The 26,973-nt window shown below is 68.9% G+C and carries 21 protein-coding genes and 1 tRNA gene; 21 read left to right on the top strand and 1 reads right to left on the bottom strand.

The annotated features are described in order from the left end of the window. Positions 1 to 7 precede the first annotated feature (7 nt). The 18 genes from OV427_RS03005 to OV427_RS02920 all read left to right on the top strand — a co-directional run bounded on the left by OV427_RS03005 (position 8) and on the right by OV427_RS02920 (position 18,984). Positions 8 to 83, top strand: a tRNA-Trp gene (locus OV427_RS03005). 101 nt (positions 84 to 184) lie between these two features. Continuing rightward, positions 185 to 628: a preprotein translocase subunit SecE gene (gene secE, locus OV427_RS03000; protein ID WP_267854605.1), complete on the top strand. Its 444-nt coding sequence runs from the start codon at positions 185 to 187 to the stop codon at positions 626 to 628. Beyond that, a complete protein-coding gene (gene nusG / locus OV427_RS02995) occupies positions 628 to 1,170 on the top strand; it encodes a transcription termination/antitermination protein NusG (RefSeq protein WP_163997353.1) in 543 nt (180 codons plus the stop codon). The genes secE and nusG overlap by 1 nt, the downstream gene beginning before the upstream one ends. Positions 1,171 to 1,317: 147 nt before the next feature. Next, the gene (rplK, locus tag OV427_RS02990; RefSeq protein WP_267854604.1) at positions 1,318 to 1,764 is read left to right on the top strand and encodes a 50S ribosomal protein L11; all 447 of its coding nucleotides are present in this window, start codon (positions 1,318 to 1,320) and stop codon (positions 1,762 to 1,764) included. Between the two features lie 37 nt (positions 1,765 to 1,801). Continuing rightward, positions 1,802 to 2,515, top strand: a complete 714-nt coding sequence (gene rplA, locus OV427_RS02985; protein WP_267854603.1) for a 50S ribosomal protein L1 — start codon at positions 1,802 to 1,804, stop codon at positions 2,513 to 2,515. A 390-nt stretch (positions 2,516 to 2,905) separates the two neighbouring features. Next, positions 2,906 to 3,427 carry a 50S ribosomal protein L10 gene (gene rplJ, locus OV427_RS02980; protein ID WP_163997356.1) on the top strand — a complete coding sequence of 174 codons (522 nt, stop codon included), beginning with the start codon at positions 2,906 to 2,908 and terminating at the stop codon, positions 3,425 to 3,427. 102 nt (positions 3,428 to 3,529) lie between these two features. Then, entirely contained in the window at positions 3,530 to 3,901 is a 372-nt protein-coding gene (gene rplL / locus OV427_RS02975; RefSeq protein ID WP_163997357.1) for a 50S ribosomal protein L7/L12, read from the top strand. A 177-nt stretch (positions 3,902 to 4,078) separates the two neighbouring features. Continuing rightward, complete coding sequence (rpoB, locus tag OV427_RS02970; protein ID WP_267854602.1) at positions 4,079 to 8,311, top strand: DNA-directed RNA polymerase subunit beta; 4,233 nt, start codon at positions 4,079 to 4,081, stop codon at positions 8,309 to 8,311. Between the two features lie 131 nt (positions 8,312 to 8,442). Further along, positions 8,443 to 12,654: a DNA-directed RNA polymerase subunit beta' gene (gene rpoC / locus OV427_RS02965; RefSeq protein WP_267854601.1), complete on the top strand. Its 4,212-nt coding sequence runs from the start codon at positions 8,443 to 8,445 to the stop codon at positions 12,652 to 12,654. A gap of 215 nt (positions 12,655 to 12,869) precedes the next feature. Beyond that, entirely contained in the window at positions 12,870 to 13,391 is a 522-nt protein-coding gene (locus tag OV427_RS02960; RefSeq protein ID WP_267854600.1) for a hypothetical protein, read from the top strand. A gap of 169 nt (positions 13,392 to 13,560) precedes the next feature. After that, positions 13,561 to 13,911 (top strand): phasin family protein, encoded by a 351-nt coding sequence (locus OV427_RS02955; protein ID WP_267854599.1) that lies wholly within the window; start codon positions 13,561 to 13,563, stop codon positions 13,909 to 13,911. Continuing rightward, entirely contained in the window at positions 13,908 to 14,657 is a 750-nt protein-coding gene (locus OV427_RS02950) for a lytic transglycosylase domain-containing protein (protein ID WP_267854598.1), read from the top strand. The genes OV427_RS02955 and OV427_RS02950 overlap by 4 nt, the downstream gene beginning before the upstream one ends. A gap of 128 nt (positions 14,658 to 14,785) precedes the next feature. Continuing rightward, entirely contained in the window at positions 14,786 to 15,496 is a 711-nt protein-coding gene (locus OV427_RS02945) for a hypothetical protein (protein WP_267854597.1), read from the top strand. A 34-nt stretch (positions 15,497 to 15,530) separates the two neighbouring features. Continuing rightward, positions 15,531 to 15,998, top strand: a complete 468-nt coding sequence (locus OV427_RS02940) for a social motility and stimulation tgl protein (RefSeq protein ID WP_267854596.1) — start codon at positions 15,531 to 15,533, stop codon at positions 15,996 to 15,998. Between the two features lie 44 nt (positions 15,999 to 16,042). Next, positions 16,043 to 16,804, top strand: a complete 762-nt coding sequence (gene tgl / locus OV427_RS02935; RefSeq protein ID WP_267854595.1) for a social motility TPR repeat lipoprotein Tgl — start codon at positions 16,043 to 16,045, stop codon at positions 16,802 to 16,804. Positions 16,805 to 16,826: 22 nt separating this feature from the next. Further along, positions 16,827 to 17,213 carry a helix-turn-helix domain-containing protein gene (locus OV427_RS02930; protein ID WP_267854594.1) on the top strand — a complete coding sequence of 129 codons (387 nt, stop codon included), beginning with the start codon at positions 16,827 to 16,829 and terminating at the stop codon, positions 17,211 to 17,213. A gap of 9 nt (positions 17,214 to 17,222) precedes the next feature. Next, entirely contained in the window at positions 17,223 to 17,957 is a 735-nt protein-coding gene (gene recO / locus OV427_RS02925; RefSeq protein WP_267854593.1) for a DNA repair protein RecO, read from the top strand. A 19-nt stretch (positions 17,958 to 17,976) separates the two neighbouring features. Further along, positions 17,977 to 18,984 carry a carbohydrate kinase family protein gene (locus OV427_RS02920; protein ID WP_267854592.1) on the top strand — a complete coding sequence of 336 codons (1,008 nt, stop codon included), beginning with the start codon at positions 17,977 to 17,979 and terminating at the stop codon, positions 18,982 to 18,984. 43 nt (positions 18,985 to 19,027) lie between these two features. On the opposite strand, the gene OV427_RS02915 is transcribed toward OV427_RS02920, so the two are convergent. Further along, complete coding sequence (locus OV427_RS02915) at positions 19,028 to 19,426, bottom strand: hypothetical protein (RefSeq protein WP_267854591.1); 399 nt, start codon at positions 19,424 to 19,426, stop codon at positions 19,028 to 19,030. Positions 19,427 to 19,498: 72 nt separating this feature from the next. Here OV427_RS02915 and OV427_RS02910 point away from each other — a divergent pair, with 72 nt between their 5' ends. The 3 genes from OV427_RS02910 to OV427_RS02900 all read left to right on the top strand — a co-directional run bounded on the left by OV427_RS02910 (position 19,499) and on the right by OV427_RS02900 (position 26,954). After that, positions 19,499 to 21,355 carry an OPT family oligopeptide transporter gene (locus OV427_RS02910; protein ID WP_267854590.1) on the top strand — a complete coding sequence of 619 codons (1,857 nt, stop codon included), beginning with the start codon at positions 19,499 to 19,501 and terminating at the stop codon, positions 21,353 to 21,355. A 15-nt stretch (positions 21,356 to 21,370) separates the two neighbouring features. Next, a complete protein-coding gene (locus tag OV427_RS02905) occupies positions 21,371 to 25,315 on the top strand; it encodes a serine/threonine-protein kinase PknK (protein WP_267854589.1) in 3,945 nt (1,314 codons plus the stop codon). 163 nt (positions 25,316 to 25,478) lie between these two features. Then, positions 25,479 to 26,954 carry a hypothetical protein gene (locus OV427_RS02900; RefSeq protein WP_267854588.1) on the top strand — a complete coding sequence of 492 codons (1,476 nt, stop codon included), beginning with the start codon at positions 25,479 to 25,481 and terminating at the stop codon, positions 26,952 to 26,954. The last annotated feature ends 19 nt before the right edge of the window (positions 26,955 to 26,973 follow it).

The following is a 26,973-nucleotide window of genomic DNA, read 5'->3' as shown; positions in this document are numbered from 1 at the left end:
AGGTTCTAGGCCAGTAGCTCCAACGGTAGAGCAGCGGTCTCCAAATCCGCGTGTTGGGGGTTCGAATCCCTCCTGGCCTGCCAACTCTCAGTGGGAGCGGGGCCCCCGGTACCTGGAGGTACCGGGGGTTCCTGTGTTTTCGCAGTCCCACGTTTTCGCATCCGTAGTACCCCCGTGAGGCACCATGGCGACGGCATCAGAGGCCAGCCAGCAGGCTAACCGCTCGGCGATGGACCCGAAGCGGCTCGTGGTCATCTTCTATCTCATCGCCGGCATCATCCTGGCCCTCTTCCTGGAGCGCGTCTTCGGGATGCTGTGGGCACGGTTTGGCTGGGGCGACCCCATCCTCATCGAGGGCCTGGACTGGAAGGTGTCCACGCTGATGGGCTACCTGCTTGCCGTGGGTATTGCCGTCGGCGCGTACTTCCATCCACGCACCCACGCGCTCTCCCTCGACGTGGCCTCCGAGCTGATGAAGGTCACCTGGCCGACCTGGTCGGAGACCCGGACGTCGACCATGGCCGTGGTCGTCGCCTCGCTCGTGGCCGCGGTGATCCTCTTCTTCATCGACACCATCGCGTACAAGTTGATGGTGGAGTGGCTGCCCGCGGTGTGGGGGACGCTGTAATGGCGATGAAATGGTACGTGGTCCACACCTACTCGAACTTCGAGAACCAGGCCAAGAAGAGCCTGGAGGAGAAGGTGCGCCTCGAGGGGCTCCAGGACCAATTCGGCGAAATCCTGATTCCAATGGAACAGGTCGTCGAGATGGTGAAGGGCGAGAAGAAGACGTCTCGCCGCAAGTTCTTCCCCGGCTACATCTTCGTGCAGATGGAGCTGAATGACCGGACGCTCCACCTGGTGAAGAACACGCCGAAGATCACCGGCTTCCCCGGCACCGCGCAGAACCAGAATCCGCTGCCCATCTCCGACCAGGAGGTGGCCCGGCTCACGTCGCAGATCTCCGAGGGCACGCTCAAGCCGAAGCCCAAGGTGCAGTTCGACGAGGGCGACACGGTGCGCGTCATTGACGGCCCGTTCGCCAACTTCAACGGCACCGTCGAAGAGGTCAACGCGGAGAAGGGCCGGGTGAAGGTGCTCGTGAGCATCTTCGGTCGTGCCACCCCCGTGGAGCTGGACTTCATGCAGGTGGAGAAGACCACCGGCTAGCGCAGATGTTGTTCGCGGCGTGTCCTTCAGCTAGGACACGCCGCGCTCGTATTTCCGCGTCCGGAAAGGGCGCGGAACCATGGGTGGGAGGGCCTCCCCGTCTGGCGGCCCGTTGGCACCACCCCCTCGAAAGGCAGTCGTCAGCCGATGAAGAAGGTCACAGGACAGGTCAAGCTGCAGATTCCCGCCGGCAAGGCGAACCCCGCCCCGCCGATCGGCCCCGCGCTCGGTCAGCAGGGCGTGAACATCATGGAGTTCTGCAAGCAGTTCAACGCGAAGACGCAGGCCGAGGCCAAGGAGGGACTGATCATCCCGGTGATCATCACCGTGTATCAGGACCGCTCCTTCACCTTCATCCTGAAGACGCCTCCCGCGGCCATCCTCATCAAGAAGGCGGCGGGCCTGCACACCGAGAAGAAGAAGGGCTCGGGCGCGAAGAAGCCGGGCAAGGAGAAGGTGGGTCAGATCACCCGGGCGCAGCTCGAGGAGATCGCCAAGAAGAAGATTCAGGACACCACCGCCGCGTCGCTCGAGGCCTGCATGAACACCATTGCTGGCACCGCGCGCTCCATGGGTATCGACGTCGTCGGCTAGGCCGCCGCCCACCCCCTTCACGACAAGGATTTCTGTCATGGCTCAGAATGGGAAGAAGTTCCGTGCGGCCGCCGCCCTGGTGGACCGCGAGAAGCGCTATCCGATTTCCGAGGGCTTCGCGCTCCTGAAGAAGACCGTGGACGCGCGCGCCTCCAAGTACGACCAGACGGTGGATGTCGCCATCAACCTGGGCGTGGACCCGAAGCACGCGGACCAGATGGTCCGTGGCGCCGTGGTGCTCCCGCACGGCACTGGCGCCACCGTGCGCGTGGCCGTGTTCGCCAAGGGCGAGCGTGCGACGGAGGCCGGCAACGCCGGCGCGGACATCGTCGGCGCCGAGGACCTCCAGAAGCGCATCGAGGAGGGCTTCCTCGACTTCGACACCGTCATCGCCACCCCGGACATGATGGGTATCGTCGGTCGCCTCGGTAAGGTGCTCGGCCCCCGCGGCCTCATGCCCAACCCGAAGGTGGGCACCGTCACGATGGACGTCGCCAAGGCCGTTCGCGACGCCAAGGGCGGTAAGGTCGACTTCCGCGCCGAGAAGGCCGGTATCGTCCACGCGAAGATGGGCAGGTCCTCCTTCGCGCAGGACAAGCTCGAGGCCAACTTCAACGCGCTGGTGGACCTGGTGATGAAGCTCAAGCCGGCCACCGCCAAGGGCGTCTACCTGCAGGGTATCGCCATCTCCACGACGATGGGGCCGGGCATCAAGCTCGACACCACGGAAATCCTGGCGCGCCACCGCTAGGCGCCCTGGAGGGCAGGGAAGGGTCACGCCCCCGAAGGGGCTGTCAGGCCCTTTGCCTGCCTGACGTCACAGGTTCGAAAGTTCTGGATCTTTGCTGAAGCCGGGGGTATAGGCCCCCGGCTTTTGCAATTGGAGCGCCATGTCGCGAGATACGGCGTTCCGACCTGGTTCATGACAGCAGGGACCCAGGGAAGAGAGGACGTGTCCCGTTGGGAACCGGGCAACCGGTCGGGCTGTTCTCTCTACCCGGGGTTCAAACGACCGTAAGGTCAGCCCTGCCGAGACTGAGGGTGCGGTGTGGTGCCTCTCGGAGGCTCCTCTCGCTCTGCCACTTTGGCCCAGGCATCACGCCCGTCCTGAACGGACGGGCCAGTAAGGAGGTGAGTCAAAGTGCTGAAGAGCGAGAAGGAAGAGATGATCAAGGAGCTCCACGAGAAGTTCTCGCGGACCAAGTCGGCCGTCGTCGCCGAGTTCTCCAAGGTGGACGTGGAGACGGTGACGAAGCTCCGCAAGAAGTTCCGCGAGGGCGGCGTCGAGTACAAGGTCATCAAGAACACGCTGGCGCGCCGTGCAGCGCAGGGCACGTCCGTGTCGGTCATCGCCGATGACTTCACGGGCCCCGTGGCCCTGTGCATCAGCTACGGCGATGTGGTGGCCCCGGCGAAGATCCTGACCGAGTTCACGAAGGACCTCGAGGACAAGATCAAGATCCGCGTCGCCGTCGTCGAAGGCCGCAAGGTCGACGTCAACGGTGTGAAGGCCCTGGCGAAGCTGCCGGGTCTGCCGGAACTGCGCGCCCAGCTGCTGGGCATGCTGAACCAGCCTGCTGGCAAGCTGGTCCGGACCATCGCGGCCCCCGGTTCCCAGCTCGCGCGGGTCATGCAGGCCCACGCGGACAAGGCTCAGGGTTAGTTTCCCTCATCCATCCGAGAAGTATTTCTACCCAAACCTCAACGGCCGTACCTCTCCCGCGGGCGAGCAGGCCGTTAGTCGAAACCAGAAGGACACAGTTCAATGGCTGACCTGAATGCGATTGTTGACCAGCTCTCCTCGCTGACCGTCATGGAGGCGGCGGAGCTGGTGAAGCAGCTCGAGTCCAAGTGGGGCGTCTCCGCCGCCGCTGTTGCCGTGGCCGCCGGCCCGGCCGCCGCTGCCGCCGCTCCCGCCGAGGAGAAGACGGAGTTCACGGTGGTGCTGGCCAACGCCGGCGCCAACAAGATCAACGTCATCAAGGAGATCCGCGCCATCACCGGCCTGGGCCTGAAGGAGGCCAAGGACCTGGTCGAGGGCGCCCCCAAGACGGTCAAGGAAGGCGTCAACAAGGACGACGCCAAGAAGATCAAGGACCAGCTCACCGCGGCTGGCGCGACCGTCGAAGTCAAGTAACGCTTACAGGGGCTGCCCGGTTTTCCGGGAATTTACGAGCAGCCTCCTGACCGGATGAGCAGGCCGGCGCTCCCAGCAAGGGGGTGCCGGCTTTGCCCATTTGACAGTTACAAATTTCCCGGCGCCGCCGCGCGTTACTGATGTTTGCCCGCCCGAGCAGTCGTCCCCGGAGCCAGAATGCCGACGCAGATCCAGAACAATTTCCGCGTGCGGAAGACCTTCGCGAAGATCGCGAAGATCATCGACATTCCCAATCTTATCAACATCCAGAAGCAGTCCTACGAGAAGTTCCTCCAGGCGGACATCGCGCCGGAGAAGCGTGAGGACATCGGTCTTCAGGGTGTCTTCAAGTCCGTCTTTCCGATCCGCGACTTCAACGAGACCTCCTCGCTGGAGTTCGTCAGCTATCACCTGGAGAAGCCGAAGTACGACGTCGATGAATGCCACCAGCGTGGCATGACCTATTCGGCGCCCATCAAGGTCGTCGTCCGCCTGGTCGTGTGGGACAAGGACGAGGAGACGGGCGCCCAGTCCATCCGTGACGTGAAGGAGCAGGAGGTCTACTTCGGGGAAATCCCGCTGATGACCCAGAACGGCACCTTCATCATCAACGGTACCGAGCGCGTGGTGGTCAGCCAGCTGCACCGCAGCCCGGGTGCCTTCTTCGACCACGACAAGGGCAAGAGCCACTCGTCCGGCAAGCTGCTCTACAACGCCCGCATCATTCCCTACCGCGGTTCGTGGATCGACTTCGAGTTCGACCACAAGGACCTGCTGTACGTGCGCATCGACCGGCGCCGCAAGCTGCCGGCCACCGTGCTCATCCGCGCCCTGGGCGCCGTCAGCGACACCGCGAAGAAGAACCCGCTGGAGTTCAAGGGCTCCACCGAGGAGATCCTCAACTACTACTACGCCACGGAGACCATCTACCTCCAGAGCGCGCAGGACTTCGAGAAGAGCGTCGAGCTCGAGCTGCTCCCCGGTCAGCGCGCCACGCGCGACATCAAGACGAAGACGGGCGAGCTCATCGTCAAGAAGAACCGCAAGTTCACCCGCGCCGCCATCAAGAAGCTCGAAGCGGCGAAGATGAAGACGCTCCCCATCGACGCGGACGAGCTCTTCACCAAGGTGTCCGCCTACGACGTGGTGGACGAGAACACCGGCGAGGTCATCCTCGAGTGCAACGAGGAGGTCTCGCAGGACAAGGTCGACGAGCTCCTCAAGCGCAACATCAAGGAGTTCAAGGTCCTCTTCATCGACAACCTCAACGTGGGTCCGTACCTGCGTGAGACGTTGATGCTGGACAAGCTCGAGACGCCCGAGCAGTCCATCATGGAGATCTACCGCCGCCTGCGCCCTGGCGATCCGCCGACGCCCGAGACGGCCATCAACCTGTTCACCAACCTGTTCTTCAACCCCGAGCGCTACGACCTCTCCAAGGTCGGCCGCCTCAAGCTGAACTTCAAGTTCGGCCTCGAGGAGCCGCTCGACGGGCAGATCCTCACCAAGCGGGACATCCTCGAGGTGATCCGCTACCTGATCGACCTGAAGAACGGCAAGGGGACCATCGACGACATCGACCACCTGGGCAACCGCCGCGTCCGCGCGGTGGGCGAGCTGCTGGAAAACCAGTACCGCATCGGCCTGGTGCGCATGGAGCGGGCGATCAAGGAGCGCATGAGCCTCCAGGAGATCGAGACGCTCATGCCGCACGACCTCATCAACGCCAAGCCCGTCACGGCGGTCATCAAGGAGTTCTTCGGGTCCAGCCAGCTGTCGCAGTTCATGGACCAGACGAACCCTCTGTCCGAGGTCACGCACAAGCGTCGTCTGTCCGCCCTCGGGCCCGGCGGCCTCACCCGCGAGCGCGCGGGCTTCGAGGTGCGCGACGTGCACCCGACGCACTACGGCCGCATCTGCCCCATCGAGACGCCGGAAGGCCCGAACATCGGCCTCATCGCGTCGCTGTCCACCTACGCCCGCGTCAACGAGTTCGGCTTCGTCGAGACGCCGTACCGCAAGGTGGAAGCCGGCATCGTGACGACGGACGTGGCCTTCTACTCCGCGCTCGAGGAGGAGAAGCACACCATCGCCCAGGCGAACGCGGAGACGGACAAGAAGGGCAAGTTCGCCAACGCGCTGGTGTCCAGCCGCCGCGGTGGTGAGTTCGTCCAGGCTCGCGCCGAGGACGTGGACCTGATGGACGTGTCCCCGAACCAGCTGGTGTCGGTGGCCGCGTCGCTCATCCCGTTCCTGGAGAACGACGACGCGAACCGCGCGCTCATGGGCTCCAACATGCAGCGCCAGGCGGTGCCCCTGCTGCGCACCGCGGCCCCGCTGGTGGGCACGGGCATCGAGGCCATCGTCGCGCGCGACTCCGGCGTGACGTGCGTGGCGCGCCGCGACGGTGTCGTGGAGAGCGTGGACGCCGGCCGCATCGTGGTGAAGGCGGACGTGCCGGCCTCGCTGAGCGATGTGACGAGCGAGGTCGACATCTACAACCTGCTCAAGTACCAGCGCTCCAACCAGAACACCTGCCTCAACCAGAAGCCCATCGTCAGCAAGGGCGACCGGGTGCGCAAGGGTGACGTCATCGCCGACGGCCCGGCCACCGAGACGGGTGAGCTGGCGCTGGGGCAGAACGTCGTCGTCGCGTTCATGCCGTGGCAGGGCTACAACTTCGAGGACTCCATCCTCATCAGCGAGCGCATCCTCAAGGACGACGTCTTCACGTCGATCCACATCGAGGAGTTCGAGTGCATCGCGCGCGACACCAAGCTGGGCAAGGAGGAGATCACCCGCGACATCCCGAACGTGGGTGAGGAGGCCCTCAAGGACCTCGACGAGAGCGGCATCATCCGCATCGGCGCCGAGGTGAAGCCCGGCGACGTGCTGGTGGGCAAGATCACCCCGAAGGGCGAGACGCAGCTCTCTCCCGAAGAGAAGCTGCTGCGCGCCATCTTCGGCGAGAAGGCCGGCGACGTGCGCGACAGCTCCCTGCGCGTCCCCCCGGGCGTGGTGGGCACCGTCATCAACGCCAAGGTGTTCAGCCGCAAGGGCGTGGAGAAGGACGAGCGCGCCAAGCAGATCGAGTCGATGGAGGAGGCGAAGCTCCTCAAGGACCAGAACGACGAGATCAAGGTCCTCCAGGACAGCGCCTTCGGCCGCATCCGCGCGCTGGTGCGCGGCAAGGAGGTCCAGGGCAAGCTCGTGGACGACAAGGGGAAGATCCTCCTGAAGAAGGGCGACCTCCTCAACGACGAGCTGCTCACCACGGTGCCCTACAAGTACTGGGGCGAGATCTCCGTGGGCGACCCGCTCGACTCCCGCCTGCGTGACATCCTCCGCAACCTGGAGGAGACGAAGGAGGCCGTGAAGCTGGCCTTCGGCGAGAAGATCGCCCGCATCAAGAAGGGCGACGAGCTGCCGCCGGGCGTCATCAAGATGGTGAAGGTGTACGTCGCCATCAAGCGCAAGCTGGCCGTGGGCGACAAGATGGCCGGCCGCCACGGAAACAAGGGCGTCGTGTCCCGCATCCTCCCCGAGGAGGACATGCCGTACCTGGAGGACGGGCGTCCGGTGGACATCGTCCTCAACCCGCTCGGCGTTCCCAGCCGCATGAACATCGGGCAGATCCTCGAGACGCACCTGGGCTGGGCGGCCAAGGGCACCGGTGAGGCGCTCCAGCAGTACGTGGATGCCAACTGGAGCTCCGCGGCCATCAAGGAGCGGCTGAAGGTCATCTACGACGACCCGAAGTTCGGCGAGTTCCTCGACTCCCTCAGCGACGAGGAGATCGTCCAGCTGTGCCGTCGCTCCAAGCGGGGCATCCACGTGGCCACGCCGGTGTTCGACGGCGCCCACGAGCTGGAGATCCACAAGCTGCTGGACGAGGGCCACCTGCCGCGCACGGGCCAGATGGTGCTCTTCGACGGGCGCACCGGTGAGCCGTTCGACCAGAACGTCACCGTGGGCGTCATGTACATCCTGAAGCTGCACCACCTGGTGGACGAGAAGATCCACGCCCGGTCGATTGGGCCCTACTCGCTCGTCACGCAGCAGCCCCTGGGCGGCAAGGCCCAGTTCGGCGGCCAGCGTCTGGGCGAGATGGAAGTGTGGGCCATGGAGGCCTACGGCGCGGCGTACACGCTGCAGGAGTTCCTCACCGTCAAGTCCGACGACGTGGTGGGCCGCACGCGCATGTACGAGGCCATCGTCAAGGGCGACAACGTCCTCGAGAGCGGCCTGCCCGAGTCGTTCAACGTGCTCCTCAAGGAGCTCCAGTCCCTGGCGCTCGACGTGGAACTGCTGGAGAGCGCTCCGCCGGAGCGGCAGCGCAGCTTCGGCGGTGACTTCCTCGGCGGCGGTGACGGCGAGGAGCGCGGCAGCAAGACGGGGACCGAGGCCTGATTTAGCCGGAGCGCCCGCCTGACCGGCCGCCCGCCTCCCCGAAGAGGGGAGGGCGCGGCCGGGTCGGGGCGGGGGCCCGAATCAGCTGGCAGCCCCCATGGGGGGCCGCCCAACGAGATTTCGGAGGCAACGTGAAGGACATTTTCAACTTCTTCGAGAAGCCCAAGGACCCGCTGTCGTTCAACGCCATCCGCATCGCGCTGGCGTCGCCCGACAAGATCCGCCAGTGGTCCCATGGCGAGGTGAAGAAGCCCGAGACGATCAACTACCGCACGTTCAAGCCCGAGCGTGACGGCCTCTTCTGCGCCCGCATCTTCGGGCCGGTGAAGGACTACGAGTGCAACTGCGGCAAGTACAAGCGCATGAAGCACCGTGGCGTGGTGTGCGAGAAGTGCGGCGTGGAGGTCATCCAGTCCAAGGTGCGCCGTGAGCGCCTGGGCCACATCACCCTGGCCACGCCCGTGGCCCACATCTGGTTCCTCAAGTCGCTGCCGAGCCGCATCGGCAACCTGCTCGACATCACCCTGAAGGAGCTGGAGAAGGTCCTCTACTGCGAGAGCTACATCGTCCTCGACCCGAAGGCGACGCCCCTGCAGAAGGGCGAGCTCATCAGCGAGGAGAAGATGCACCGGCTCTTCCAGGAGCACGGTGAGGACTCCTTCACCACGGGCATGGGCGGCGAGGCCGTCCGCGAGATGCTCAAGTCGCTGGACGTGGAGAAGCTCTCCGAGGAGCTCCGCAAGGACATGCGGGAGACCTCCAGCGAGGCGAAGCGGAAGAAGTACGCCAAGCGCCTGAAGGTGGCCGAGGCGTTCCGCGTCTCCGGCAACAAGCCCGAGTGGATGATGCTGGACGTGATTCCGGTGATTCCGCCGGACCTGCGCCCGCTCGTTCCCCTCGACGGTGGCCGCTTCGCGACCTCCGACCTGAACGACCTGTACCGCCGCGTCATCAACCGCAACAACCGCCTCAAGCGCCTCCAGGAGCTCAACGCTCCGGACATCATCATCCGCAACGAGAAGCGGATGCTGCAGGAGGCCGTGGACGCGCTGTTCGACAACGGCCGCCGCGGCAAGACGATCACCGGCCCCAACAAGCGGCCGCTGAAGTCGCTGTCGGACATGCTCAAGGGCAAGCAGGGCCGGTTCCGCCAGAACCTGCTCGGCAAGCGCGTGGACTACTCGGGCCGCTCCGTCATCGTGGTGGGCCCCGAGCTGCGCCTGCACCAGTGCGGCCTGCCGAAGATCATGGCCCTCGAGCTGTTCAAGCCGTTCATCTACAACAAGCTCGAAGAGAAGGGCTACGTCACCACCATCAAGTCCGCGAAGAAGATGGTGGAGAAGGAGCGTCCCGAGGTCTGGGACATCCTCGAGGACGTCATCCGCGAGCACCCGGTGCTCCTCAACCGCGCGCCCACGCTGCACCGCCTGGGCATGCAGGCCTTCGAGCCCGTCCTGATCGAGGGCAAGGCCATCCAGCTGCACCCGCTGGTGTGCGCCGCCTTCAACGCCGACTTCGACGGCGACCAGATGGCCGTGCACGTGCCGCTCTCCATCGAGGCTCAGATGGAGGCCCGCGTGCTGATGATGTCCACCAACAACATCCTCAGCCCCGCGAACGGCAAGCCCATCATCGTCCCGACGCAGGACATGGTGCTCGGCATCTACTACATGACCCGCGCCCGTGAGTTCGCCAACGGCGAGGGCCGCATCTTCTCGTCCCCGGACGAGGTGCGGGCCGCGTACGACCACGGCGAGGTGCACCTCCAGGCCAAGGTCGTCTGCCGCATCGACGGCAAGCGCAAGGAGACCACCGTCGGCCGCGTCCTCCTGTGGGAAGTGGTGCCGCGCCGCGTGGGCTTCGACGCCATTAACAAGGTGCTCGACAAGAAGTCGCTCGGCGGCCTCATCGACCTCTGCTACCGCCTCACCGGCGAGAAGGAGACGGTGCTGCTGGCCGACCGCATCCGCAGCCTCGGCTACTACAACGCCACCCGCGCCGGCATCTCCATCGCGCTCAAGGACATGATCATCCCTGCGAAGAAGCAGGAGTTCCTGGACTACGCGCGCAATGAAGTGTCGGAGATCGAGAACCAGTACCTCGAGGGCCTCATCACCGACGGTGAGCGCTACAACAAGGTCATCGATATCTGGGCCGAGGTGACGGAGAAGGTCGCCCAGGAGATGATGCAGCAGATCTCCGGCGAGGAGACGACGGGCGAGCGCGACGGCAAGAAGGAGACGCGCAAGCAGCCGTCCTTCAACCCCATCTACATCATGGCCGACTCGGGCGCGCGTGGTAGCGCCCAGCAGATCCGCCAGCTGGCGGGTATGCGCGGCCTGATGGCGAAGCCGTCCGGCGAAATCATCGAGACGCCCATCACGGCCAACTTCCGTGAAGGCCTCTCCGTGCTCCAGTACTTCATCTCCACGCACGGCGCCCGCAAGGGCCTGGCGGACACGGCGCTCAAGACGGCCAACTCCGGCTACCTCACCCGCCGTCTCGTCGACGTGGCGCAGGACGCCATCATCAACGAGTACGACTGCGGCACCATGGACGGCCTGTTCATCGGCGCCCTGGTGGAGGGCGGCGAGATCATCGAGCCGCTCGGCGAGCGCATCCTGGGCCGCGTGGCCCTGGACGACATCCTCGACCCCGTGACGGGCGAGGTGCTGGTGCGCGCCAACGAGGAGATCGACGAGGAGCGCGTCCGCCGCATCGAGAACAGCGGTCTGGACAAGGTGAAGATCCGCTCGGTGCTCACGTGCCAGGCCAAGCGCGGCATCTGCGTGGAGTGCTACGGCCGTGACCTGGCCCGCGGCCGCAAGGTGTCCGTGGGTGAGGCGGTCGGCGTCATCGCGGCGCAGTCCATCGGTGAGCCGGGTACCCAGCTCACGATGCGCACCTTCCACATCGGTGGTGCGGCGACGCGGCGCGCGGAGCAGTCCAGCCTGGAGAACCGCTACGCGGGTACCGTGAAGTTCGCGGCCCTCAGCACCGTGCAGAAGACGGACGGCACGCTGGTGGCCATGAACCGCAACGGCGAGCTCGTCGTGGTGGACGACTCGGGCCGCGAGCGCGAGCGCTACCAGGTCATCTACGGCGCCCGCATCCTCGTGAAGGAGACCCAGCGCATCGAGGCGGGCACGCTCCTGGCCGAGTGGGACCCGTTCGCCATCCCGCTGCTCACCGAGGTCGGTGGTGTCGTCCGGTACGAGGACATCATCGAAGGCGTGACGATGTCCGAGACGCTCGACGAGGTCACCGGCCTGTCCCGGAAGACCATCATCGAGTCCAAGGACCCGGAGGCGCGCCCGCGCGTCACCATCCGCGACGCCAACGGCAACGTGAAGGACCTGCCCAGCTCCCGCAACCCGGCGAGCTACTTCCTGCCGCAGGGCTCCATCATCACCGTCAACGACGGCGATGAAATCCACCCGGGCGAAGTCATCGCCAAGGTGCCGCGCGAGACGACGAAGACCAAGGACATCACGGGCGGTCTGCCCCGCGTGGCCGAGCTCTTCGAGGCGCGCAAGCCGAAGGACGCGGCGGCGATTGCCGAAATCGACGGCGTGGTGTCGTTCGGCAAGGACACCAAGGGCAAGCGCAAGCTCATCATCACCCCCGAGGTGAATGGCGAGCAGCGCACCGACCTGGCCAAGGAGTACCTCATCTCCAAGGGCAAGAACATCAGCGTCCACTCCGGCGACCGCGTGAAGGCCGGCGAGGCGATGATGGACGGCGCGGCCAACCCGCACGACATCCTCAAGGTGCTCGGCGAGAAGGAGCTGGCGCGCTACCTGGTGGACGAAGTGCAGGAGGTCTACCGACTCCAGGGCGTGAAGATCAACGACAAGCACATCGAGACGATCGTCCGGCAGATGCTGCGCCGCGTGCGCGTCACCGACGTGGGCGACACCAACTTCCTCGTCGACGAGCAGGTCGAGAAGTGGGTGTTCGAGGAGGAGAACGAGAAGGTCATGGCCGAGAGCAAGCGCCCGGCCGTCGGTGAGCCGCTGCTGCTCGGCATCACCAAGGCCTCGCTCTCCACCGAGTCGTTCATCTCGGCGTCCTCCTTCCAGGAGACCACCAAGGTGCTCACCGAGGCCGCCATCAACGGCAAGGTGGACTACCTGCGCGGCCTCAAGGAGAACGTCATCATGGGCCGGCTCATCCCCGCCGGCACGGGCCTGCCGAACTACAAGCACCTCGACATCGAGGTGGAGAGCCCGACCGACGAGGTCAACGAGATGGAGGCCGCCCTCGCCGCCACGCACGGCGACGGCCCCCTGACGCCGCCGCCCTCCCGCCCGGAGGGCACCCAGACGACCGGCGCGGCCTAGACTCCGCCCGGCCGCCTCTGAAGGCGTCCCGCTGAACTCGAGCCGCCGCTCCGGTTTCCATACCGGGGCGGCGGTTTTCTTTTTGTCCGAGCTTTCCCGTTTTCTTCGTGAGTTGACTTGACGGTCATGGCGCGCTGCGTTAAGTCAGGGCGCAGAGCTGATTGACGCAGTTGGCTACCGCCCGGTTCAACCGGGAAAACAAAGGGGAGGACGGTATGACCGCGAAGCACGAGACGACCGAGACCCAGGCCGAGACGACGCCTGCCGCCGAGGCCGCGAAGAGCGGCATCGCGCAGAACGTGGAGACGTTCCTGAAGACGCAGCTGGCGGTGGCGCAGAAGCGCTTCGGCGAGCTGGAGGGTGAGGCCCAGAAGGCGGTGAAGACGCTGGAGGGCGAGGCCCAGAAGGCCGTGAAGACGCTGGAGAGCCGCGGCCAGGAGGCGGCGAAGGAGGCCCAGGCGCTGTGGGCCAAGCTGCAGGCCGGTGAGCTGCTGACGGACCCGCGCGTGAAGGAGCTGGGCAAGAAGGTGGAAGGGGCGGGCACCGAGCTGCGCAAGCGGCTGGACGGGCTCCAGACGAAGGTGGTGGAGGCGGTGGGCGTGGCCAGCCAGGCCCAGCTCAAGGACCTCAACAAGGAGCTGGCGAAGCTGTCGCGCAAGGTGGACGCGCTGCTCAAGCCGGTGCGCCGGGTGGGCTCCAAGGCCGCCAACGGGGCTTCGTCGTCCCCGCGCGCCTGAGAACCGTCTGACCTGTGACGGTGGGTGCCGGTTCCCCCTTCCATGAGTGGACTCTGGAAGGGGGAGGGGGCTCGCCGTCGTTCCCTTCACGTCGGGGGTGTGCTTACTTCGGCCGTTCCTCGACCCCTCAGGGCCAGGCGGCCCGGTGGACCCACTCCCGGAGAGACCCATGGACAACAAGCCCGAGGCCGCCCGAGAGAAGAACCCTGTCGCGGAGACCTTTGAGAAGCTCTGGAGTCAGGCCCTGCTGGCGGTGAACACGGCGGAGGAGGAAGCCTCCCGCGCCGTGCAGCGCGTGGCGGCGGTGGCCGGCTGGAGCCAGGAAGAAGTGAAGCGTCAGGCCCGTGATTTCACCGACCGGCTGGCGGGACACCGGAAGGACCTGGAGCACAACGTCGAAGAGCGTGTGCGCCTGGCCCTCACCCGGCTGAAGCTGCCTCGTCGTGAGGAGCTGGCGTCGTTCGGCGCGCGATTGGACAAGCTCGCCGAGCGCATCCAGGAACTGGAGCAGCGCAAGTGAAAGCCCCCGCCCTCTCGGGCGGGAGGTCTTTCGGAACGCGGCTCTTCGAGCATCTCCACGCCCTCAGCTCTGGCTGCTCCCGGCTCCCGCTCCTGGCGGGGCTGGCGCTCGTCGTGTCCGCGCGGCTGGTGCCGCTGCTGGACCAGCGGCCCGTGCAGCCGGTGGTGCCGGAGGTGGTGGCGGCGGAAGCCACGCCCCCCGAGGGCGGGCTCATCGACGCGGTGCTGGCGCGACGGGCCCCGGACCTGGGGCTCACCCTGCGGCGGCAGCTGGGGCAGGCCATCGCCGAGGAGGCCCGGAGCACGGGGTATGACCCGCTGCTCATCCTGGCCCTCATCGACGTGGAGTCCGACTTCGAGGAGGAGGCCATCTCCGAGAAGGGCGCGAAGGGGCTGATGCAGATCAAGCCCAGCACGCTGCACTTCCTGGCGGAGAAGGAGGGCCTGCGCCTGTCGCGCGAGGAAGTGACGGCGGACCCCGCCCTCTGCGTGCGGCTGGGCATCCGCTACCTGCACTCCCTGCAGGAGCGCTTCGGCGGGGACCTGGACCTGGCCCTCATGGCCTACAACGCCGGGCCCACCCGCATCCGCACCGCCATCAAGGAGGGCGAGTTGGATCGCTTCCGGCGCTATCCCCGGCTGGTGCGGCGGGACTTCCGGCGCTTCCGCGAGGGCCACGGCCTGGGCGGCGACTGGTCCCTGGCGCAGCGGGAGCTGCCCGCGGAGCCCGTGCAGCCGGCCCCCTGACGGGCGGGTGAATCTCCGGGCGGCTCGGCCGCTCCAATCCGGGTGCACGCGCGCCTTGTCCCGTCCCCCGGGGTGCGCTAAGCGTTGCAAGTGCCCGGGACTGTTGGAGATTCACAGGAGAGACCCGCATGAATCGCCTGCTTCCGAGCGCCGCTCTCGCCGCCGTGCTGGCCCTGGCCCCCATGGGGGCCCTCGCCGGCTCCGTCTTCCTCAACGGCGTGAAGATTGACGGCGTCACCAACACGAAGTTCGAGAAGGCCACCGTCCGCATCGACGAGGCCGGCAACATCTACATCGACGCGCCCGGCTACGCCGCCCGGGTGACGACGGTGACTCCGCCCGCGCCTCCGGCGCCCGTGACTCCCGCGCCCCAGGCGACGGCGCCCACGGCGCAGCCTCCGGCTCCCGCAGCGGCTCCCGTCGCGGGTGCCCCGGTTGCTCCGGCTCCGGTGGCGGCCCCCGCGCCCGTGGTGCCCGGGCGCATCACCCAGCGCTACTACCTGGTGACGGAGCAGACGGTGCCGGGGATGACGGAGTACGACATCGACGTGTACGTCAACTCCAAGTGGCTGCGGAAGCTGCGCGGCAACGAGGACCAGGTGGTGACCGACATCACCCGCAACCTCGAGCCCGGGACGAACAACGTGACGCTGATTGCACGGAAGGTCGGCTCGGGAAGCCGGCGCAGCAATTCGCCCAACCACGTGTTCCGGGTCATCATCGGTGAAGGGAACGAGGGCGGAGGGAATGTGATGATCGACAACCCCCTCATCCGCTTCCAGACGACGGCCGCGGACTCCCAGGACGTCACGAAAGAGTTCACCCTCACCACGCGCTGAAGGCCGCGGGCTCAAGGGCAACGGAGACACCACCGTGTTCAACCTCGACGAGCGCTACCGGGGCCTGCCTGCCACGCGGGAGCAGGTCCTCGCGCTGCACATCTCCCTCAACACGCCGCACGTGGCGATTCCGGGCAAGCAGGCCGGGCCGGCGCAGGCGTTCGTCGTGGGCATCCGTGGAGGGCAGGGCGCCGCAGCCGTCTTCGTGTACCTCTACCTGGCCGAGGCCGCCGACTGCGCCGTGTACCTGTCCGGCCGGCGCAACACGACGGGCGACGAGTACCGAGAGGACGAAGGCGACGCGCTGGCCTTCGTGGAGTCGCTCGGCTTCATGATGGACGACGCCAACTGGCGCGCCGCGCCGCCCACGCAGCAGGATGAGTGGCTCAAGACGCTGCCCGTGTTCTTCAAGGAACCGAAGCTCGTGCCCGCCGTGGTGGCGCGCGCCGAGGAGAAGAAGAACGTCACCACCACCCTGGGCCGCTTCCTCGCCGCCTTCTGAAGCCCCCTCGTTTCCCCCCTCCCGCCGAGAGAATCCAACGCCCCATGTCCCGCCTCGCCCTCGCGTCCTGCTCGCTCGCGCTCCTGCTGGTGTCCGCCGGCTGTGCCCACACTCCCACGGAGAAGGAGCGCCGGAGCGCGGAGATCCACTACGACCTGGCCATCCAGGCGCAGCAGCTGGGCAACATGCAGGACGCCGTGCGCGAGCTGAAGCTGTCGCTGGAGAACGACCCGGACTACCCGGAAGCCAACAACGCGATGGGCATCCTGCTGCACCTGTCGTTCCGCCGGCCGGAGGAGGCCGTGGCGCACTACGAGCGCGCCCTGAAAGTCCGGCCGACCTTCTCCGAGGCGCGCACCAACCTGGCCAACGTGCACCTGGACCAGGGCCGCTATGACGAGGCCATCAAGCTCTACGAGCAGGTCCTCAACGACATGCTCTACCCGACGCCCTACATCGCCCAGGGCAACATGGGCTGGGCCTGGTACAAGAAGGGCGACACGGCCCGTGCGCTGGAGAGCATCAAGGCGGCGGTGACGACAAACCCCTCGTTCTGCCTGGGCTATAGGAATCTGGGGTTCATCTACGACGAGACGGGGCGCACGGACGAGGCGTGCCGCCAGTTCTCCCGGTACCGGGAGAGCTGCCCGGACGTGGCGGACGCGTACCTGCGCGACGGCGTGTGTCAGGCGAAGCAGGGCCAGGTGGACGCGGCGAAGCAGGCCTTCGCCGGTTGCGAGGCCAAGGCAAAGCCCGCTGAACAACAGCTGAAGGATGACTGCCGGAGGTTGCTGGAAAAGCTCTAGCCGGTTGGCTATCTGGACACCCGTGGACCACGTCGAATTCGGCAAGTACCTCAGCCAGCAGAGAGAGCTTCGGGGACTCTCGCGCGATGACGTCGCGCGGGAGACGAAGATTCCTCCCACCCTCATCTCGGCCCTGGAGGCCGGGCAGGTGGAGCGGCTGCCCTCGCGCATCTTCGTGGTGAACTACATCAAGGCGTACGCGAGCGTCATCGGCATGTCCCCCGAGGAGGCGGTGCTCCGCTACGAGGAGGTGGACAAGTCGGTGCCGGCGCCTTCGCCGGTGCAGCTCGAGCAGGAGCGGCGCAAGCGGGCGTACGTGGGGTTGACGGTGCTGGTGGTGGCCCTGCTGCTGGGCGTGTACCTGTTCCTCGTGCTGAGCGGGAAGCTTCCCTCCCCGCTTGCGCGTTGAATCCACCCCATGGAGCGCTACGACGATGACGCACTGGTGCTGTCCACCATGGACTATGGCGAGACAGACCGGCTCGTCACCCTGCTGACGCGGGAGCACGGAAAGCTGACGGCCTTCGCCGCCGGAGCCCGCAAGAGCAAGCGGCGCTTCGCGGGCGCGCTGGAGCCGTTCATGCGGCTGCGCGTGCACATCGTCGAGACGCGCGGCAGCACCGTGCGGCTGGACTCGGTGGACATCGTGTCGGGCTACTACGCGGCCCGGGAGGACCTGTCCCTCATCGCCCGCGCGCTGTACGCGGTGGAGCTGTGCCGCGAGCTGACGAGAGAGCATGAGCCGCACCCGGAGCTGTTCCTCCTCCTGGAGGAGTACCTCGTGCGCCTGGACGCGAAGGAGGCGGGCCCCACGTCGCTGCTCGCCTTCGAGCTGTCCGCGCTGGCGCATGCGGGGCTGATGCCGCGCTTCGACACGTGCTCGCTGTGCGGCGGTGAGCCCGGTGAGCGGCCCCGCTTCGACCAGGCCCACGGCGGCGCGGTGTGCGAGCCGTGCAGCGGCCGCGCCCGCGAGTCGGTGGCGGTGCCGGTGGCGCTGCTGTCGGGCCTGCGCGCGCTGCAGGAGGGCCAGCGCACGCCGCTGCCCGCGGACCTGCGTGCGCGGGCGCGCGGCCTGCTCAACGTCTTCATCTCCCACCACCTCGGCCGGCGCCTCAAGAGCGTGGACTTCATGGCCCAGGTGGGCCTGGACTGACGGCGCTCGCGGAGGAGTGATGAGCGAGGGGACGATGCCGCCGCTGGACGTGGTGTGCTTCGGCGAGACGCTGGTGGACTTCCTCCCGTCGGCTCCGGGCCAGCGCGTCCGGGACGTGCCCGCGTGGCACCCGTGCACGGGCGGCTCTCCAGCCAACGTCGCGGTGGGGCTCGCCCGGCTGGGCTTGAGGCCGGCCATGCTGGGCGTGGTGGGCTCGGACGAGTTCGGCCACTTCCTGCGCGAGCGCCTCGCCTCCGAAGGCGTGGACGTCAGCCACCTGCGGCAGACGGACGAGGCCCGCACCGGGCTGGTCTTCATCTCGCTGGACGCGCGCAGGGAGCGCAGCTTCACGTACTTCCGGACGCGCTCGGCGGAGTTCCTGCTGGGCGCGGCGGACGTGGACCCGGGCTTCCTGCTGCGGGCGAAGGCGGTGCACTGCGGCTCCAACTCGCTGCACCATCAGGAGGCCCGCGACGCCACGGTGCGCATGATGGAACTGGCGCGCGGCGCGGGCCGCATCGTGAGCTGCGACCCCAACCTGCGCCTCCACGCCTGGGCGGACCCGAGCGAGCTCAAGGGGCAACTGGCGCGCATGCTGCCGCTGTGCACCGTGGTGAAGCTCTCCGAGGAGGAGATTGGCTTCGCCACCGGGACGGAGTCGCCGGACGAGGCGCTGGCGCGGCTGGCCGCCCTCGGGGTGATGCTGCCGGTGGTGACGCTGGGCGAGCGGGGCGCGGTGCTGCTGTGGAAGGGCGAGCGCGTCCACGTGCCCGCGCCACGCGTGACGGTGCTGGACACCACGGGCGCCGGGGACGGCTTCGTGGCGGCGCTGCTGCACGGGCTGGTGCGGTGGTACGGCGACGCGCGGGCGCTGTCGGGAGCCTCTCGCGAGGAGCTGACGGCGCTGACCACCTTCGCCTGCGACGTGGGCGCTCGGGTGGTGCAGCGCTTCGGCGCGGTGGATGGGTTGCCGCGCGCGGAGGAGCTGTCCTCCGTGATGCCCTCGCGCCCGCCAGCGTCTCGCTGAAAAGGCGGACGGGCTTCGAGTTTCGTGCCTTCTCGCGCGTCACTCACGTGTACATGCTGACCTCGTCCATCTTCCTGCACAGCTTCTCGATTTCCTCCTCCGTCGCGCCGAGCCGCCGCATCATCATCCGCTCCGTCGCGTACGGAGCGTCCGGCGTGTCGTGAGCCCTGGGGAAGTACGTGCGGAGGACCTTCTCCGTCCCGCCGCCGATTCCCGCCGCGTTGTGTGACAGCACCGCGATGCGCGCGTACGCCTGTCGGTAGCTCTGACGCACCGACTCGGGCGTGTCGGGGCTCGACAGGGCTTCTCTCAGCGCCTCCACCTCCACGGTGAGGCGGAAGAGGACGTGGATGAGCGGGGCGACGGAGTCGTCCTTCATCAGCTTCTGTATCAACCCGAGGTTGATGGACCCGGAGGTCATCGCGTCATCGGAAGAGGCCATGTCCCCAGTCTAGCGGGCAGGCGAGCGAGGGGGCTCGTGCCGGGGGCCCCAGGGTGGAAGGATGGGGGGCTCATGGCCGCCCAGCCCGCTCAACGCCCCGCACCCGAGGACGAGGCCCCGACGCCCGCCTCCCTGTCGCTGCTGAGCATCCCCGGCGGCACTCCCGAGGACGCGGACACGTACTGGCTGCGCGAAGTGTATCAGGGGGACCGCGTCCCCCAACTCACCCTGCGCGCCGTGCTGCTGGGGAGCGCCATCGGTGCCGTCACCTGCGCCACCAATCTCTACGCGGGCCTCAAGCTGGCCGTCGCCTTTCCCGTCGCCATCACCGCCGCGCTGCTCGCGCATGCGTCGCATGGGGCCCTGCGCCGCCTCGCGCCCGGCGTCTCGGGAGCGCCGCTGTCCCCGCTGGAGACGTGCTGCGCGCAGGCGGTGGCGTCCTCCGCCGGTTATGCCACTGGCGGGGCGCTCATCTCCGTGCAGGGGGCGTGGTTGATCACCACCGGGAGCCACCCTCCGGGCTGGGCGCTGCTCTCGTGGACCTTCCTCCTGTCGGCCCTGGGCGTCTTCTTCGCCGTACCCCTCAAGCGCCGGCTCGTGGACCATGAGCAGCTTCCCTTCGCCACCGGCACCGCCGCCGCCGTCACCATCCGCGCCCTGCACACGACGGGCACCGCGGCCCGGCCGGGACTGCGCATGCTCGGCGTGGGTGGCCTGGTGGCGGGCCTCGTCACCGCGGTCCGCGAGGGGCTCGGTCGCATCCCGTACTTCATCCCCTTCGCCGGCTCACTCGGGGGCATGCCGCTGGAGCGCCTGGGCTTCGGGCTGGAGACGAGCCTCCTTGCCCTCGGCGGGGGCGCGCTGCTCGGCCTGCGCCTCACCGCTTCGTGGCTGCTGGGGGCGCTGCTCATCCACGGCCTCGTCGCTCCGCGCGTGTTCGCCGCCGGCCTCCTTCCCGCGGACGGAGAGTTCCTCGGGTGGAGTCTCTGGCCCGGCGCCGCCGCGCTGACCACCGCCTCGCTGCTGCACTTCGCGCTGGACGGGAGGGTGCTGGGCCGCGCGCTGCGAGGGCTCTTCTCCGGCCGCCGCGCGGCGCCCCATCCGGTGGATGCTCTCCAGGTCCCGGGGCAGTGGGTGCTGGGGGGCGTGGCCGTGCTGACACCGGCCATCCTCGCGCTGGCCCATTTCGCCTTCGGCGTACCGCTGCCGCACGCGGCGCTCGCGGTGGCGCTCTCCTTCGTGTTGTGCCTCATCGCCTGTCGCGTCACGGGCGAGACGGATGCCACCCCCGTGGGTCCGCTCCAGCAGGTGACGCAGCTCACCTTCGGCGTGCTGCTGCCGCGCAACGTCGAGGCCAACCTCGCCACCGCCGGCATCACCGTCAACGCGGCATCGTCGGCCGCGGACCTGCTCAGCGACCTCAAGACGGGCCACCTGCTGGGGGCCCACCCGCGACGGCTGTTCCTCGCGCAGTTGTTCGGCTGTGTCGTGGGCGCCGCCGCCGTCGTCCCGCTCTTCTTCCTGCTCGTGCCGGACCGTTCCGTGCTGGGGAGTGAGCGCTTTCCCGCGCCCGTCGCCGCGATGACGGCGGGCATGGCCCAGGTGCTGTCCACGGGCCTGGGCGGCCTGGAGCCCACCACGCGGGTTGCCATGCTGTGGGCCGCGCTGCTCGCCGCCGTCCTCACCCTGGCCGAGCGCCTGCTACCCGAGCGGGCGCAACGGTGGGTGCCGTCACCCCTGGGCATGGGTCTGGCCTGCCTGGTGCCGGCCTCCACCTCGCTGGGCTTCTTCCTGGGGGCCCTGGGAGCGGCCGTGACGCGGCGCATGCGTCCTTCCGCCGAGGGGGGAGTCGTCACGCTCGCCGCGGGCCTCATCGCGGGGGAGGGACTCGTGGGGGTCGGCATCGTCCTGGTCCGAGCGCTCTGGTAACGTGGGCCTCCGCCCATGCGTTGTCCGGTCTGCCACCGCCGCCTCACCGTCGGCGCGGCGTGTCCCGTGCACGGCCAGCGACCCTCGCCGGGCCCCCCCGCCGAGCCGCTGCCGCTCCCGGACGTGCCCGGGCTGACGAGTGCCGCCCTGCTGGGCAAGGGCGGCTTTTCCCACGTCTTCACCGCGTACCGCGAGGAGGACGGGCGCGAGGTGGCCCTCAAGCTGGGCCTGGGCTCCCACCACGAGCGCTTCGCCCGCGAGGCCGCCGCGCTCCGGCGCCTGGGTCCGCCCACCGCACCCGAATTGCTCCAGCACGGCACCACGCGCGGCCGCCCCTTCCTGGTGCTGGAGCACCTGCACGGACAGACGCTCGCCGCGTGGATGGCCGCGCTGCCCGGGACGGGTGCCGCGTCCGTGCCCCGCGTGCGGGAACTACTGAGCGGCCTGTGCGCCGCCGTGGAGCGCGTCCATGCCGCGGGTCTCGCCCACCGCGACCTCAAGCCGGAGAACATCTTCCTGCGCGAGGGCGGCGCGCTCAGCCTGCTCGATCTCGGCCTCGCGCGCTTTCTCGATGAGCCCGGAGAGGGCGTCGCCCCGGACGCGGAGTTGCCGGGCTTCACCCCCGTGGGACAGCGCCTGGGCACGCCCATCTACATGTCGCCCGAGCAGTGCCTGGACGCGCGCGAAGCGGGAGCGGCCGCGGACATCTACGCGCTCGGTGTCCTCCTGTTCGAGCTGCTCACGGGCGCGCCGCCCTTCACTGGCGGCTCCGAGGAAATCCGTCACGGGCACGTGAGCCTCCGTCCGCCGCGCGTCTCGGAGCGCGCGAGCGTGCCGGCCGCGCTCGACGAGGTGCTGCGCCGGTGCCTCGCCAAGTCACCCACGGAGCGCTACGCGCGGGCCTCCGAGGTGCTCTCCGCCTTCGACGTCGCCTGTCGTGAAGGGGTCCGGGCGACGGAGCCTTCTCCGTCCGTCGTGGCTCCCATGGCGGTGCTCCCGGGCTCGGGGACGGGGCTGCGGCCCGTGGCACTGCTCGGTGTCCCCGCGAAGTTGACGGTGGATGCGCTGCTCGCCGCTGTCGAGCCGCATGGGGGCACGCTCGCGCGCGTCTGGCCGCATGGCTACGTCGTCGCCTTCTCCGAGTCGCACTCCGCCGAGGCGAACCTGCGTGCGGGAGCGCTCGTCGCGAGGAGGCTGGCGGAGGAGGGAAGGGCCGGTGCGGTCCTCCACCTGGCGGAGTTGCACGTGTACCCGGGCGCCACCACCACGCGGGTTGCTGGCGCCGCGCTGGAAGCGCTCGCGGACTGGTGGCCCGAGGACCTCGCGGTGGGGGAGGCCTGTGTCACGCCCGCGGCCGCGGCGCGACTCGGGCCCGGGGCGACGGAGACCTCGGCCGCGGGGGCTTCGCGCCCGAGGGATGAGAGCCTGCGCCTGCGGCTCCACGACGGTGGCGCCTCCACGTCCTCGTCCGAGGCACCTCCGCTGGCCGGACGTGATGTCGTGGTGGACGCGCTGGTGGCGGAGGCGGTGCTGTGCCTCGGTGATGGCGTCCCCGGGTTCTGTGTCCTCACGGGCGAGGTGGGCCATGGCAAGTCCCGGGTCATGGAGGCGCTGGCCGCACGGCTCGAAGGGGAAGGGCGCGCCCGGGTGGTGCGCCTGCGCGCGGCGTCGCCGGATGCCGTCACGCAGGAGCCGCTGCATGACGCGCTGATGGCCGCCATCTCGAGCCAGGGCGGAGCGCTCCCGCGAGGAGGACCTGCCACGAGCGTGTCCGCCGAGCGCACCGCGAGTCTCGCCGGCCTCGAGGCCACGCCCTTGCTGCTCCGCCAGAAGGGCTCGCCGCCGCTCGCGGACGTGCGCCATGCCACCGCGCGCGCCCTCGCCGAGGAGCTTCGCCATCATGCGCGACAGGCGCCCCTGGTGCTGCTGGTGGACGACGGCCACCTCGCGGACCCCACCAGCCTCGACGCGCTGGAGGTGGCCACCCTCGCCGGGACTCGCGCGCCGCTCTGGGTGTGCATCGCCGCACGGCCGGCGCTGCTGGGCCTGCGCCCGCACCTCGGCGAGCGCAGTGCCCGCGTCTCGCACTACGCGCTGCCCCCGCTGTCGCCCGAGGCCAGCCGCGCGCTCCTCCTGCGCCTGCTCCTTCCCGCCGAGCACATTCCCGAGCCCGTGCTCGCGCGACTCGAGCAGCTCGCGCAAGGCGTGCCTCTCTCCCTCGTGGAACTGGCCGGCGCGCTCCGGGCCGCGGGGGCGTTGCGCACGTCTCCCGGCGGCGGCTGGTACGTCGCCCCGGACGCGCTGCTGGACGTCTCCATCACCCCGCTCTTCGAGCGGCTCGCCGCGCGCGCGCTGGCCGGACTTCCCGAGGCGCACCGGGTGCTCGCGCGCCTGTGCGCGGTGCTGGGCACGGAGGTGGAGGTGGCGCGCGTGGACGCGGCGCTGCGGCACCTGGACCTCAACGAGGAGACCGAGCGCGTGGCCTCCCTGGACGCGGGCGCGGGGCTCCACCGGCTGGCGCGCACGGGACTGTTGCGCTCCGCCGGCGCGGGACGCTTCGCCTTCCGGCACCCGCTGCTGCGTGAGGCCCTGGAGGCCCTGCTTCCCCCTCCGACTCGCCGCGCCCTGCACGCCGCCGCGCTGCGTGCCACGCCCACCGAGGGCCTGGCCGAGCGCCGCCGCCGCGCGCACCACGCCGCGGCCTGTGGCGCCCACGCGGAGGCCACCGCCACCTTCCTCGCATTGGCTGAGGAAGCCCGCCGCGCCCACCTCTCCGTGGAGGCCGAGCAGCACTACACCCGCGCGCTCGCACTGCTGCCTGACGGGGACGGAGAGCGCCGCGCCCGCGCACTGGCGGGGCGTGGACGCGTGCGGCACCGGCTCCAACGCTTCCGCGAGGGACTCGCGGACCTGGCTGCCGCGCGCGTGCTGGCCGAGGCCCGCAAGGACGTGGCGCTCCAGGTGGACCTGCTGCTGGAGGAAGCCACCGCGCGCGACTGGATGGAGGACGTGGACGGCTCCGCCGCCTGCACGCGCGAGGCGCTGGAGCGAATCGAGCAGCTCGACGACCCGCGCCTGTCCCTGCGCTGCACCCTGGCCCGGGGCCGGCTGCACGTGCGCCAGGGCGAGTGGGGCGCGGCGGCTCGCGTCCTCACCTCGGCCGTGGAGGGCGCCGAGCGTGCGAGAGACCACGAGACGCTGGTGGTGGCCGGCGCGCTGCTGGGCTCGGCGCTGACCTTCCTCGACCGCACGGAGGAAGCCGCCACGCGCTTCGACGAGGCGCTCACCCGCTGCGAGGAGACGGGCGACGCGCTCCACCTCGCCGCCACCCTCATCAACCGCGTGCTGCTCTGGCTGCGGCTGGGAGACGTGGGGCGGATGGAGGAGGACCTGCGGCGCGCCATGGCCCTGGGCCGCGAGCTGGGCCATGCCCAGGTGGAGCGCTGGTCCACCTTCAACCTCGCGGAGGTGCTCTACATGCAGGGCCGCCTGGAGGAAGCGCTGCCGCTGGCCCGCCGCGTCCACGAGCTGGGCGTGCGCTTCTTCCGCGAGCACCCGGTGCCGGTGGACGCGCTGCTCCTGGCGCGCATCGGCGCGGCGCTCGGAGACCTGGCGGAGGCCGCGCGGCAGCTGCGCTGGATTGAGTCGCACTGCCCTCCGGAGTCCCTGCCGCCCACCGCCGTCATGCGCCGGCTGGTGGAGCTCCAGGTGCGTGAGGACTCTCCCGGAAGCGCGGCCCCGGACGCCCAGGCCTGGCAGGCGCTGGCGGAGGACGCGGACACGTACGCCTCGGCCGACGAGAAGGCCGAAATCCTCCTCCAGGCCGCCAGGGGCGCGCTCCAGTCGGGACGGACCCGGGAGGCCCGGGACTGGCTGGAGCGGGCCGAGCGCGCCGTGGAAGGCGCTCCGCTGTGGCGCCCCCGTTTGGAGTCACTGAGGGCCTCTCTATGGGCCGTGTAGCGCGAAACGTCACAACGCCCCGGAGATGTGACGCTCCTCGCTACAGACGGCCGGGGCTCAACGTGGTTCTTCTGGTGAGCCGAGGTTTTCCGGAGGCTGGCTCGGCCTGTGCTTGCTCCGGTGCATCCCGTCATCTTCCCCGCTTCAACTGGAGGAAAGCTCCATGGCCATCCGTCCGTGTCGCCCGCTGCCGGTCACCCTCAGTCTGCTGGTCCTCGCCCTCTCCGGCTGTGGCACCGGGCTTCACGAAGCGGACGGGTCCCCGGCGCCCTCCTCTCAGGTCGCGGAAATCCGCATCGCCAACTCGCTGACCACGGACGCGCTGGTCCTCAACGCCCTCTCCGCCAACCCGACCTCCAACGGGCTGCTGGCGTCCAACGCGCTCACGACGCTCTTCGGTCCGACGGCCATCTCAGGCCCTGCTCACATCCGCCTGCAGCTCCAGGACCCGGACGCGCAGAAGTTCATGGAGTACCTGGTGGGCTGCGCGCTGCCCGCGGGAGACGTCCTGGAGTGGTATGACCCGCGGGCGGCGTCGGCCGGTCCCAAGAAGTGGCTCGGCAAGGCGGGCCTGTGTCCCGACTGGGCCGACAACGCCCCCACCGGCGAGTGCAAGCGCCTGGTGTCCGCGTGCATCCTCGCGCGCAACAACGCGCTGGGCCGGCGCGTGGAGCTGTCCATCCGGGGCGAGCACTGGACGGGCCCGGGCGTCTTCACGCTGGAGCCGGTGACGCGTCCGGCGGAGCAGGACCCGAACCCGCTGGTGGCGCTGAACAGCTTCACGCCCTGCGCCGGAACGCAGACCGGGGAGGTGCGCAACTGCGGCTGGAAGGCGGACGCCATCGGCTCCTGCACGCCGGGCTCGCAGGTGTGGGTGGGCGCGGGTGGCCCCGTCTCCTGCCCCGGGCCGGGGCTGGGCTCCACCACGGGCGGGCAGATGGTGCTGCGCGTCTGCGACGGCATCGTCGGGTGTGACCACCTGGGGGGCCGCTTCATCACCGAGGCCGCCGGGAGCTGCGCCGGGTCCGCGCCGGTGACGTCCTTCACCTGTCCCTACCAGGGCAGCCCCACCACCGCCTGGTTCAGCGTGATGACCGCGCCGTGGAGCTCGCTGGACACGACGTCCTCGGCGACGGTGGCGGTGAGCTCGAGCGCCGGTGCGCAGTACAACCTGTCCGAGCAGCAGGTGTACGGCATGCGCGAAGGCGCCTTCTACGGCAACCTGTTCGACCCGGTGGCGCTGCACCCGCAGGTCAACGTGTACGTCGCCCGCGAGGGGGATAGCTACACGGTGGTGGGCGACAACGTGCACGTCCAGGGTTCCATCTACCGGAAGATGTACTCCTGCTACGACCCGAGCTGGTCGTCGGGGACGGCGTACTCGGCCAACCGCGTCTGCGCGCTGCCGTCGTCCGGCGAGAACTGCGCCGCCACGGTGACGGGCCCGTGCTGGAACTCGAACTCCTCCCCGGGGATGTGCGCCATTCAGGATGGGTCCGACGTCTCGGGCGATGGAGACTTCGAGAAGTGCAAGGACAACCTGGGCAACGTCTGGCGGGAGCCGGTGACCACCTGGCTGAACTCCGCGTGTGACACGGTACAGTCGGCCGCGGGCACGCGCTCGTGCGGGCGGAAGTAACGGGGCTCGTCCTGGGAGG

The sequence above is a fragment of the Pyxidicoccus sp. MSG2 genome (assembly GCF_026626705.1).
Taxonomy (GTDB): domain Bacteria; phylum Myxococcota; class Myxococcia; order Myxococcales; family Myxococcaceae; genus Myxococcus.
This window is presented reverse-complemented; position numbering and strand designations above follow the sequence as displayed.

Excerpts from the sequence above, each read along its gene's own strand:
- recO (WP_267854593.1), top strand. The coding sequence starts at position 17,223 with ATGGAGCGCTACGACGATGACGCACTGGTGCTGTCCACCATGGACTAT.
- OV427_RS02960 (WP_267854600.1), top strand. The coding sequence starts at position 12,870 with ATGACCGCGAAGCACGAGACGACCGAGACCCAGGCCGAGACGACGCCT.
- OV427_RS02910 (WP_267854590.1), top strand. The coding sequence starts at position 19,499 with ATGGCCGCCCAGCCCGCTCAACGCCCCGCACCCGAGGACGAGGCCCCG.
- OV427_RS02905 (WP_267854589.1), top strand. The coding sequence starts at position 21,371 with ATGCGTTGTCCGGTCTGCCACCGCCGCCTCACCGTCGGCGCGGCGTGT.
- rplA (WP_267854603.1), top strand. The coding sequence starts at position 1,802 with ATGGCTCAGAATGGGAAGAAGTTCCGTGCGGCCGCCGCCCTGGTGGAC.
- rplK (WP_267854604.1), top strand. The coding sequence starts at position 1,318 with ATGAAGAAGGTCACAGGACAGGTCAAGCTGCAGATTCCCGCCGGCAAG.
- OV427_RS02945 (WP_267854597.1), top strand. The coding sequence starts at position 14,786 with ATGAATCGCCTGCTTCCGAGCGCCGCTCTCGCCGCCGTGCTGGCCCTG.
- tgl (WP_267854595.1), top strand. The coding sequence starts at position 16,043 with ATGTCCCGCCTCGCCCTCGCGTCCTGCTCGCTCGCGCTCCTGCTGGTG.
- OV427_RS02920 (WP_267854592.1), top strand. The coding sequence starts at position 17,977 with ATGAGCGAGGGGACGATGCCGCCGCTGGACGTGGTGTGCTTCGGCGAG.
- rplL (WP_163997357.1), top strand. The coding sequence starts at position 3,530 with ATGGCTGACCTGAATGCGATTGTTGACCAGCTCTCCTCGCTGACCGTC.
- nusG (WP_163997353.1), top strand. The coding sequence starts at position 628 with ATGGCGATGAAATGGTACGTGGTCCACACCTACTCGAACTTCGAGAAC.
- OV427_RS02955 (WP_267854599.1), top strand. The coding sequence starts at position 13,561 with ATGGACAACAAGCCCGAGGCCGCCCGAGAGAAGAACCCTGTCGCGGAG.
- OV427_RS02915 (WP_267854591.1), bottom strand. The coding sequence starts at position 19,426 with ATGGCCTCTTCCGATGACGCGATGACCTCCGGGTCCATCAACCTCGGG.
- rpoB (WP_267854602.1), top strand. The coding sequence starts at position 4,079 with ATGCCGACGCAGATCCAGAACAATTTCCGCGTGCGGAAGACCTTCGCG.
- OV427_RS02900 (WP_267854588.1), top strand. The coding sequence starts at position 25,479 with ATGGCCATCCGTCCGTGTCGCCCGCTGCCGGTCACCCTCAGTCTGCTG.
- secE (WP_267854605.1), top strand. The coding sequence starts at position 185 with ATGGCGACGGCATCAGAGGCCAGCCAGCAGGCTAACCGCTCGGCGATG.